Raw genomic sequence first — 8,184 nt, forward strand, 5'->3', positions numbered from 1 at the left:
GCAAAAACATGACTCACATATTCGATTAGTTGAAACACTTGCAACACTGCTACCGATACCCTTCAGAAAAGTAGAAGTGGCGAATTTCGACACACAAAAAATGCAGAATCCAGAAATTACAGGAGTAGCATATCAGCAGGGCACACTTCAAGGCTACGAAGTCAGAGAGTATCTGTTAGAGAAGTGGGGGCGAAAGTGCGCCTATTGTAGTAAAATAAACATGCCCTTAGAAGTCGAGCATATCGTCCCGAAAAGTAGAGGTGGAACTGATAGAGTGTCGAATTTGACGATCGCATGTAGGAACTGTAATCTAAAGAAGGGGGATAAGACCGCCGAGGAGTGTGGCTATCCAGACATCCAGATGCAGGCAAATAAGTCACTTAAAGCAGCCGCATGTATCAATAACATTCGTTGGAGGCTAGTAAAACAGTTAGATGCAGAATATACCTACGGATACGTCACTAAATACCAGCGTAACAAGCTAGGGCTGGAAAAATCACATGTTAATGATGCGTTTGTCATTGCGGGAGGCACAACTCAAGAACGGTGTAGACCGTATGAGGTTGTTCAGGTGCGGCGCAATACTCGTTCACTCCAATTGAATAGAAAAGGTTTCAAACCGTCTATTAGAAGACAAAGATACCCGTTACAACCGTATGATCTTGTAAACTTTGAGGGTAGAACCTATAGAGTAAAAGGTACTCATTGTCTTGGAAAGCGAGTTATTTTAAAAAATGTTAATGGAAAAGATAAAAGCGTATCTATCAAAAAAGTAGAGTTGGTTAAATATGGGAAAGGATTATTATTTAACTTATGTTAGTCTAAACGCCTCTTTCCTCCCCACCCTAAAGGGTAGGGGCTTCCAGAGGCTGGAGTCGTGAATAAAGTATGCTTGATCGAAATGAAATCCTTGGTTTTTTAGAGAAATATGATCCTGAAAAAATTGCGATTGGATGTGTGGCCTCACATTCTGCTCTCGATGTCGCTGATGGAGCCCAAGATGAGGGCTTCGAGATGTACGCATTTTGTGAAAAAGGCAGAGAGGCACCTTATACTAGGTATTTCAAAACGCTATACCACCAGGATCGCTTAGTAAAAGGTGTAATCGATTATCCTGTTGTACTCGACAGTTTTAAAGAACTTGTCGATGATTATGATGATAAGTGGTTGCAATTCATATACCTCAACAATATCGTGTTTATTCCTAATCGTAGCTTCGTTGTTTATTGCGGAAAAGATGAAATTGAAAATAATTTTGTGGCTCCAATAGTAGGCACCCGAAACATGCTACGTATTGAAGATCGTGAGTCAGAGGAGTTCAATTATTACACCCTAGCAGAAAAGGCGGGCATGCGAATACCAGAGAAACTGGATTCACCAGAAGAGATCGACGAAATTGGACTAGTAATGGTAAAATTAAAACACGCAAAGCATCGCCTCGAAAGAGGCTTCTTTACAGCCGCTAGTTTTAAAGAGTATCAAGAAACCTCAGAACGACTATTGAGCCGCGGAGTGATTACGAAGGAAGATCTTGAGCAGGCAAGAATTGAACGTTATGCAGTTGGTCCTGTCTTCAATTTTGATTTCTTCTACAGCCCAGTTAGCGAGAAACTGGGAGAAGAGCCATTAGAGTTATTGGGGATTGACTGGAGATTTGAAAGTTCACTGGATGGGTTCGTACGACTTCCAGCAGCACAGCAACTTACTTTACAGGACTTCCAAAAGGATCCCGTTTACAATGTGGTCGGTCACAATTCCTGCACATTAAGAGAAAGTCTCCTTCGATACATATTTCCCGAAGCTGAGAGATTTGTTAAAGCAACTAAAGCCTATTTTGATCCAGGTATAATCGGCAGTTTTACCATTCAAACGACCATTGAGGAAGACATGAAACCAACTACTTATGATATTGCAGTGCGAATAGGTGGTGGGACGAACGTCCATATGTATCTAGGGCATCCATATGGTAACATTCTTTGGAGAAAGAGAATGTCTTCAGGAAGACGAACTTGTCTTGAGGTGAAAAGAGCGATCGAGAAGGATATGCTCGACTTAATAGTCACATAATTTTCAGGAAAGATGATAAAATGGGATTAACTAAAAGAATTGTTCCTTGCCTTGATGTTCTCGAAGGAAGAGTTGTAAAAGGGATAAATTTTGTTCAACTTCGAGATGCAGGAGACCCTGTAGAGCAGGGCAAATCTTATTCTGATCAAGAAGCAGATGAACTTGTCTTTTTAGATATTACTGCTTCGCATGAAAAACGTGAGATCACGAAGGAAATGGTGAAGAAAGTAGCTGATGTAGTCTTCATCCCATTCACTGTTGGTGGAGGCATGCGCACTATAGAAGACATAAGAGGTATCCTAGAAAGCGGAGCAGATAAAATCTCTCTTAATACTGCCGCCGTTGAAAAACCTGAACTCATTACTGAAGCTGCTGAGATCTTTGGCACCCAGTGCATCGTAATAGCTATTGATGCTAAAAGAAGATTTATCGAATCTGAAGCAGAAGCAGAGGGTCGCATTATAAGAGAGACAGAAGATGGACGCCCCTGTTGGTTTGAAGTTGTAACCTACGGCGGTCGAAAACCAACTGGCAATGATGCACTAAAGTGGGCACAACAAGTAGAAGAATTAGGCGCTGGTGAAATTCTTGTGACAAGCATGGACAGGGATGGCACAAAAATCGGCTATGACATCCCAGTAACTAAAGCTATGGCAGAACTGACAAATCTTCCTATAATTGCCAGTGGAGGCGCAGGAAATCCTGAACATATGTATGAAGCATTGGTAGAAGGAAAAGCAGATGCCGCTCTTATTGCGTCGATAGTACATTATGGAATTTACTCTATACGCGAAATCAAAGAATATTTAAAAGAAAAAGGCGTTCCTGTACGTTTATAATACATTTACTTGAATTTTTTTAGGTGTGTTGTAGTGCCTGAATTCAACAACAAAACAATTGAAGAAATCCTCAAAGAGGTCGATTTTGAAAAAGGAAATGGACTAATTCCTGCGATTGCACAGGATTATAAATCCAAGAAAGTACTTATGCTAGCATACATGAACGAAACAGCCCTTAGAGAAACTCTAAAAACAGGATATATGACCTATTGGTCGCGTAGTCGCGGTATTCTATGGAAAAAGGGAGAACAATCAGGTAATAGACAAATAGTTAAAGAAATGTTTGTCGATTGTGACAATGATGCACTCGTCTTTCTTGTTGAGCCTCTAGGGGCAAGCTGCCACAAAGGGTTTTTTAGCTGTTTCTACAGACAAATAGATACCACAGGACTAAAGCAAATAGAAGAAAAGATATTTGATTCAGACGAGACATATGCTACCAGCAAGGTTTTGGACGAGGTCTATGAGATAATAAAAGGACGTATTTCATCTCCTAGACAGGACTCTTATGTTTCTGGATTAGCTACAAAGGGTACAAATGCAATATTCGGAAAGGTCAAAGAAGAATTTGAAGAAATGATGGACGCGATTAAAACTGATGATCTGCCTCATATAACTCATGAGATTACTGATCTGTTATTTCATGTATTAGTCATGCTCGCACATCGAGGAGTAAATTTAAAATCGATCTATCAAGAATTCCAACGAAGGAAAAAGCATTAGTAACCTCTCTATTTCCAGAAATCAAATTACTTGATACGTTGGGGTGGGGGAATTGACAATTTCTATATTCCATATCTTTTTAACTAATTCAAACTTTTACTATAAAATTTTCTTTAATTCTTCTTTTTCAATTACATCATCTATTGCTTCTTGAATATTTCCTTTCTTGAACAAAAGTTTCATCCCTCTTTTTTTTAGCCTTTGTATTCCCTTTTTACCAATATTTGCAGATATAATTACTGCACAGTCATGAAGTAAATCATATACATCTAAGGTCTTTAAATGTTGCATCGTTTTTTCAAATGGATTATTTCTTTTTTCAATTAACTTAAATTGCTTCCCATCAGTTTCATAAATAAATATTTGTGTTGCTCTACCCAACATCTTTTGAAAAATATTTATTCCATCATTGGTAGGAATAGCAACCTTTATGAGATTTTTTTTGTTCCCATCCATTTTCTTAGCCCCTATAGTTTTATATTCAAATAAGGACTCTTTAAAGTGCTTTATTGCACAAATATTTCTTATTTTGGATATTCAGTGAAAGATAGAATTGATTGTATGCACTCCTTCTTTTCTAGGCAACGCCCAAATGCGTATCTACTATTTTTCAACGAGAGCGGTATTGTAGCGGTCAAAATGTAACTCTTTTGACCAATTAACTCGGACTTTGGATGACCGAACTCATGAGACTACCGATTTGTTATTTCATTTATTAGTCATGCTTGCACATCGAGGAGTAGATCTGAAATCAATCTATCAAGAATTCCAGCACAGGAAAAAACATTAAGTAGAATATCTTTTCTTAATATCAGTAGACTCTAAGAACAGAGATATCTCTTTTTTATCAGCATTCAATAAAGATCTCTTTATATTTTCTTGGTTTTTTTCTGTATTTTAACATATACTGCTTCTCGAAAAAAATACACTCGAAATAGTAATTTTAACAATAAGAGAACCAGTTTCTGATTTATTATCACCTCGAAAGAAGACCTCCCGACATGTTGGGGGGATGAATTGGGTCTCTTAGTTGTTTTCAAACATAAATATTAATCCTTTTCCATATTTCAACAGTTCTACGTTTTTGATACTGGTGTTGACCACTGCTCCATTTGAATCACATAATCGTACCCATGCTCCATAATTGAATATGCCTTTGACTTTGCATAGTTTTCCATTATAGGCTACCAAATCATGTGGTTGCAACTGGTATCTCTTTCTCCTAATAGACGGTTTGAATCCTTTTCTATTCTTCTGTAGCGAACGATTATTGCGCCTGACTTGCATAACCTCATACGGGCGGCAGCGTTCTTGATTGGTTCCACCAGCAATGACAAACGCATCATTAACATGAGATTTTTCTAAACCTAACTTATTGCGCTGGCATTTGGTGACGTATCCAAACGTATAATCTGCATCTAATTGCTCTACTAACTTCCAACGAATGTTATTCAGACATGTCGGTGCTTTAAGAGACTTATTTGCCTGTTGCTGGAGGTGAGGATAGCCAAACTCCTCGGCAGTCCTTTTTCCTTTCTTTAGATTGCAGACTTTGCATGAGATCGTCAAATTTGATACTCGATCTGTTCCGCCTCGGCTTCTCGGAACGATATGCTCGACTTCTAAGGGCACGTTTATTTTGCCACAATAGGCGCATTTACGTCCCCACTTCTCTAACAGGTATTCTTTGACTTCATAGCCCTGAAGTTCACCCTGCTGATATTCTATTCCTGTAATTTCTGGGTGCTGCATTTTGTGGGCATCAAAATTCTCCACCTCAGCCCTTTTGTGGGTGATCGGTAGCAGTGTTTCAAGCTTTTCAACTAATCGAACATGTGAGTCATATCGATGCTGAACGCTGGGTGTTAACCATCATTCAGGTCGAGTTCGGTTATTAAATCGAGGCGGTCTATATCCTAATCTACTTCTACGAGTTCTACGATACCTGCGTCTGTCTGCTAGTTTGTTAGACACATTTTTCCGCAGCGTTACTTTGCCACTGATGACTTCTAACTTATCGGTCTTGGCACTAAATCCGATGTTCGTATATCCTAGGTCCACTCCGAGTGTAATAGGTTGCCTAGTTTCTCCAGTGGCATAGCTTAACTGAATGGTAAAAGGACATCTCTGAAAAACGCGTGCCTTCTCCTCTTGTAATAACTTCTTTCCTTTGTGTTGTGTGGTTGGCATGAGCGGTTGCCCCCTCATGTTCAACACATAGATAGGTACTCTCAAGTCCTATCTCCTCCTTTAACGAGTGTTAAAGTCGGTTGGTTCTCTTCGCCAAGGTTATCAGTCAGTACTATACGATGATCACTGAGCGTTTCCTCTCTGTTTAAACCACCGTTTACAGAGCAAGGGACTAGAGAAGCATCCCTTGGTGTGTTCTTTAACTCTCCTGATAACTCAGATACCGCCATGTGTGTTTCACCACGACCTCTCTTAGGCTAATCAACCAATTACTCTTGTTCCTCACGGGACAAGCCCCCCTCACTTGTTAGGGGGGTGATTGACAAGTTAGGGTTTCACTTGTAATTATTACAAGTAAGGGTGAGTTGTGGTGTATGTGAACTACCATCCAACAAGTTGAATGGCTTCCTGCTTCATAGACGACCTGCGGCATCTCCAACCGTACCTTTGACGGTATCGGCTTAACACAGACTTTAAATCGGACAGTCTCTGCCCTACTGTGTCCCCTTCCAGACCCACTTGGCTTTATGGCATACAGGGTTCAGAAGGGTACTCGCATGCCGACCTCTTGCCTGCAGGTAGACACAACCAAATGTATAGGAACATCTATTAAAAGTTACAGAGGCCTATGTGAAAGTGAAATTACGTGATGCTTATTAATAAAAATGAAATTGGATGCTCGAATACATTCGGTAAACTCTCCAGTAACAAAATGTAGGTAGGGAGTAAAATAGTGGAATCATCACTTAATCAGATATGGGATACACAAAATCTCATTCTTGCATTAGTAAATGATTTTTCCCCAATTAGTTCGATAAAACTTCAGAAATTGTTATTTCTCGCTCAGTATAAATCTGATCTTCCATTAAATTTAGTTTATGCACCTTTTTTGTACGGCCCGTTTTGTGTTGAACTTTCAAATGAAATCCTTCCAGCATTACGAAAAGAAGGTCTTATTCAAACAATTCGGTACAGAAAAGATCAAAAGAGTCCAACTCTTAGAAACTATTCTTTGACAGAATTAGGGAGAGAAATGATGCAACAATGGCTTACAAATAACATGGAACTATATAGGAGTTATAAAAGATTCATTGACATGTATAAAGAAAAGAATACCGAGAAAATCATCTCAGAGAGTTATGATATATTTCGTAAAACCGTAACTCCTCGTCTACTTTATTTCAACCAGCAGATGCTTCACGAAAGTATGAATCAATTAGAAAGTAGTAGAATAAACGAAAAAATTCGATTAAAAATTCCTCTGGAGCCTGATATGATCAGCGATCCCATTTCCGAATTTATTTTGGAGGATCTCAGGGAGTCTATACCTATTTTTTTGTCTAAGAATGAATTATCTACCGCCTTCAAGAAAGAAATGATAGGATTAGGCACATCAATCAAAATCTATGGCAATTTCCATCAACATCTAAGAGAAGACGGCTCAGAACTTATTGGATTATTTTCAAATAAGTTTTTTCATAAAAACTTAGAATTTATTCAAGAAAATGGTGATTATGATATTATCTGTAAACTTACAAAGAATGCAGAAATATGTTATTATGATGACTTCTTAGGTCATATCTGTGAAGTAGGGGGAATTATTGTAGAAAAGAACCCGCTTATCATAGAGCCGGTTTATATTTTAGGATATTATCCAAGAGAATATCAATCCTGAAGTTCTGTCATAAATTGCGTTAATGCAGCGAATACATCGTTCACATTTTCCCCGGTTTTCGCACTTGTTTCTGTATAAACAACGCCATTTTGCTGTGCAAATTGTTTTGCCTCTTCCTGAGTTACAGCACGTAAATCTTCAAGATCTGCTTTATTACCAATGATTAAAAGCGGGATGTTGCCAGTTTTCCCACGAACTTGTTCAACCCATTTAGCGAGGTTTGTGAAGCTTTCACGCCGGGTTACATCAAAGACTACAAGTCCTCCGCTTGATCCGTCGTAGTATGATGGCAATAGAAAATGAAATCTTTCTTGTCCCGCAGTATCCCAAATAGAGAGCTTGACTTTTGTGCCTCCGTCTAAAGTGACCATCTTTGTCGCGAAATTGACCCCAATGGTCATTTTATAGTCGCGCTGGAAGGAACCGTGCACGAAACGGAACATAAGTGACGTTTTACCGACCGCTGCGTCTCCTACAACTATTACCTTGAAGATAAACTTATGACCTCTCGACATCTTTACACACTCTTTTATATTGCCTTGTGATAAAAAATTGTAATGGTGTTTCATATATTTTTCTTATGTTAATGAGTTTTAAACGAGTTTCAAATTTCTGTTTTGACCTCAGTTTTTTATTTAAACGGCATATAAAAATTAAACACATTTTAGACTAATTATAAGAGTCTAATAC

At 38.7% G+C, this 8,184-nt stretch carries 9 protein-coding genes and 1 pseudogene; 6 read left to right on the top strand and 4 right to left on the bottom strand.

Translation table 11 applies throughout. The features are described 5' to 3' along the window. From iscB (QVB70_RS12385) to hisIE, 4 genes are all read left to right on the top strand, one after another. Positions 1–820: RNA-guided endonuclease IscB (iscB, locus tag QVB70_RS12385; protein ID WP_287586706.1), on the top strand; the 820-nt coding region annotated here is incomplete at its 5' end. Between the two features lie 68 nt (positions 821–888). Further along, complete coding sequence (locus tag QVB70_RS12390) at positions 889–2,067, top strand: formate--phosphoribosylaminoimidazolecarboxamide ligase family protein (protein WP_287586708.1); 1,179 nt, start codon at positions 889–891, stop codon at positions 2,065–2,067. A 20-nt stretch (positions 2,068–2,087) separates the two neighbouring features. Beyond that, positions 2,088–2,906, top strand: a complete 819-nt coding sequence (hisF, locus tag QVB70_RS12395) for an imidazole glycerol phosphate synthase subunit HisF (RefSeq protein ID WP_287586710.1) — start codon at positions 2,088–2,090, stop codon at positions 2,904–2,906. 33 nt (positions 2,907–2,939) lie between these two features. Continuing rightward, entirely contained in the window at positions 2,940–3,629 is a 690-nt protein-coding gene (gene hisIE / locus QVB70_RS12400) for a bifunctional phosphoribosyl-AMP cyclohydrolase/phosphoribosyl-ATP diphosphatase HisIE (RefSeq protein ID WP_287586712.1), read from the top strand. A gap of 99 nt (positions 3,630–3,728) precedes the next feature. Here hisIE and QVB70_RS12405 read toward each other — a convergent pair whose 3' ends face one another. Then, positions 3,729–4,085, bottom strand: a complete 357-nt coding sequence (locus tag QVB70_RS12405; protein WP_287586713.1) for a NifB/NifX family molybdenum-iron cluster-binding protein — start codon at positions 4,083–4,085, stop codon at positions 3,729–3,731. A gap of 214 nt (positions 4,086–4,299) precedes the next feature. On the opposite strand from QVB70_RS12405, the gene QVB70_RS18475 reads away from it, so the two are divergent. Next, on the top strand, positions 4,300–4,419 hold the full coding sequence (locus tag QVB70_RS18475) for a hypothetical protein (protein ID WP_342766569.1): 120 nt from the start codon (positions 4,300–4,302) through the stop codon (positions 4,417–4,419). 236 nt (positions 4,420–4,655) lie between these two features. Here QVB70_RS18475 and iscB (QVB70_RS12410) read toward each other — a convergent pair. Together iscB (QVB70_RS12410) and QVB70_RS12415 are read right to left on the bottom strand one after the other, a co-directional pair. Then, positions 4,656–5,846 (bottom strand): annotated as a pseudogene (gene iscB / locus QVB70_RS12410) (RNA-guided endonuclease IscB). Positions 5,847–5,860: 14 nt separating this feature from the next. Continuing rightward, entirely contained in the window at positions 5,861–6,049 is a 189-nt protein-coding gene (locus tag QVB70_RS12415; protein ID WP_287586715.1) for a hypothetical protein, read from the bottom strand. A 503-nt stretch (positions 6,050–6,552) separates the two neighbouring features. Between QVB70_RS12415 and QVB70_RS12420 the strand changes: the two genes are divergently transcribed. Then, on the top strand, positions 6,553–7,494 hold the full coding sequence (locus QVB70_RS12420; protein ID WP_287586717.1) for a hypothetical protein: 942 nt from the start codon (positions 6,553–6,555) through the stop codon (positions 7,492–7,494). Here QVB70_RS12420 and QVB70_RS12425 read toward each other — a convergent pair. Further along, complete coding sequence (locus tag QVB70_RS12425) at positions 7,485–8,009, bottom strand: Rab family GTPase (RefSeq protein ID WP_287586719.1); 525 nt, start codon at positions 8,007–8,009, stop codon at positions 7,485–7,487. The genes QVB70_RS12420 and QVB70_RS12425 overlap by 10 nt on opposite strands. Positions 8,010–8,184 lie beyond the last annotated feature (175 nt).

It is taken from the genome of Candidatus Borrarchaeum sp., from assembly GCF_019058535.1.
In the GTDB taxonomy this organism is placed as follows: domain Archaea; phylum Asgardarchaeota; class Sifarchaeia; order Borrarchaeales; family Borrarchaeaceae; genus Borrarchaeum; species Borrarchaeum weybense.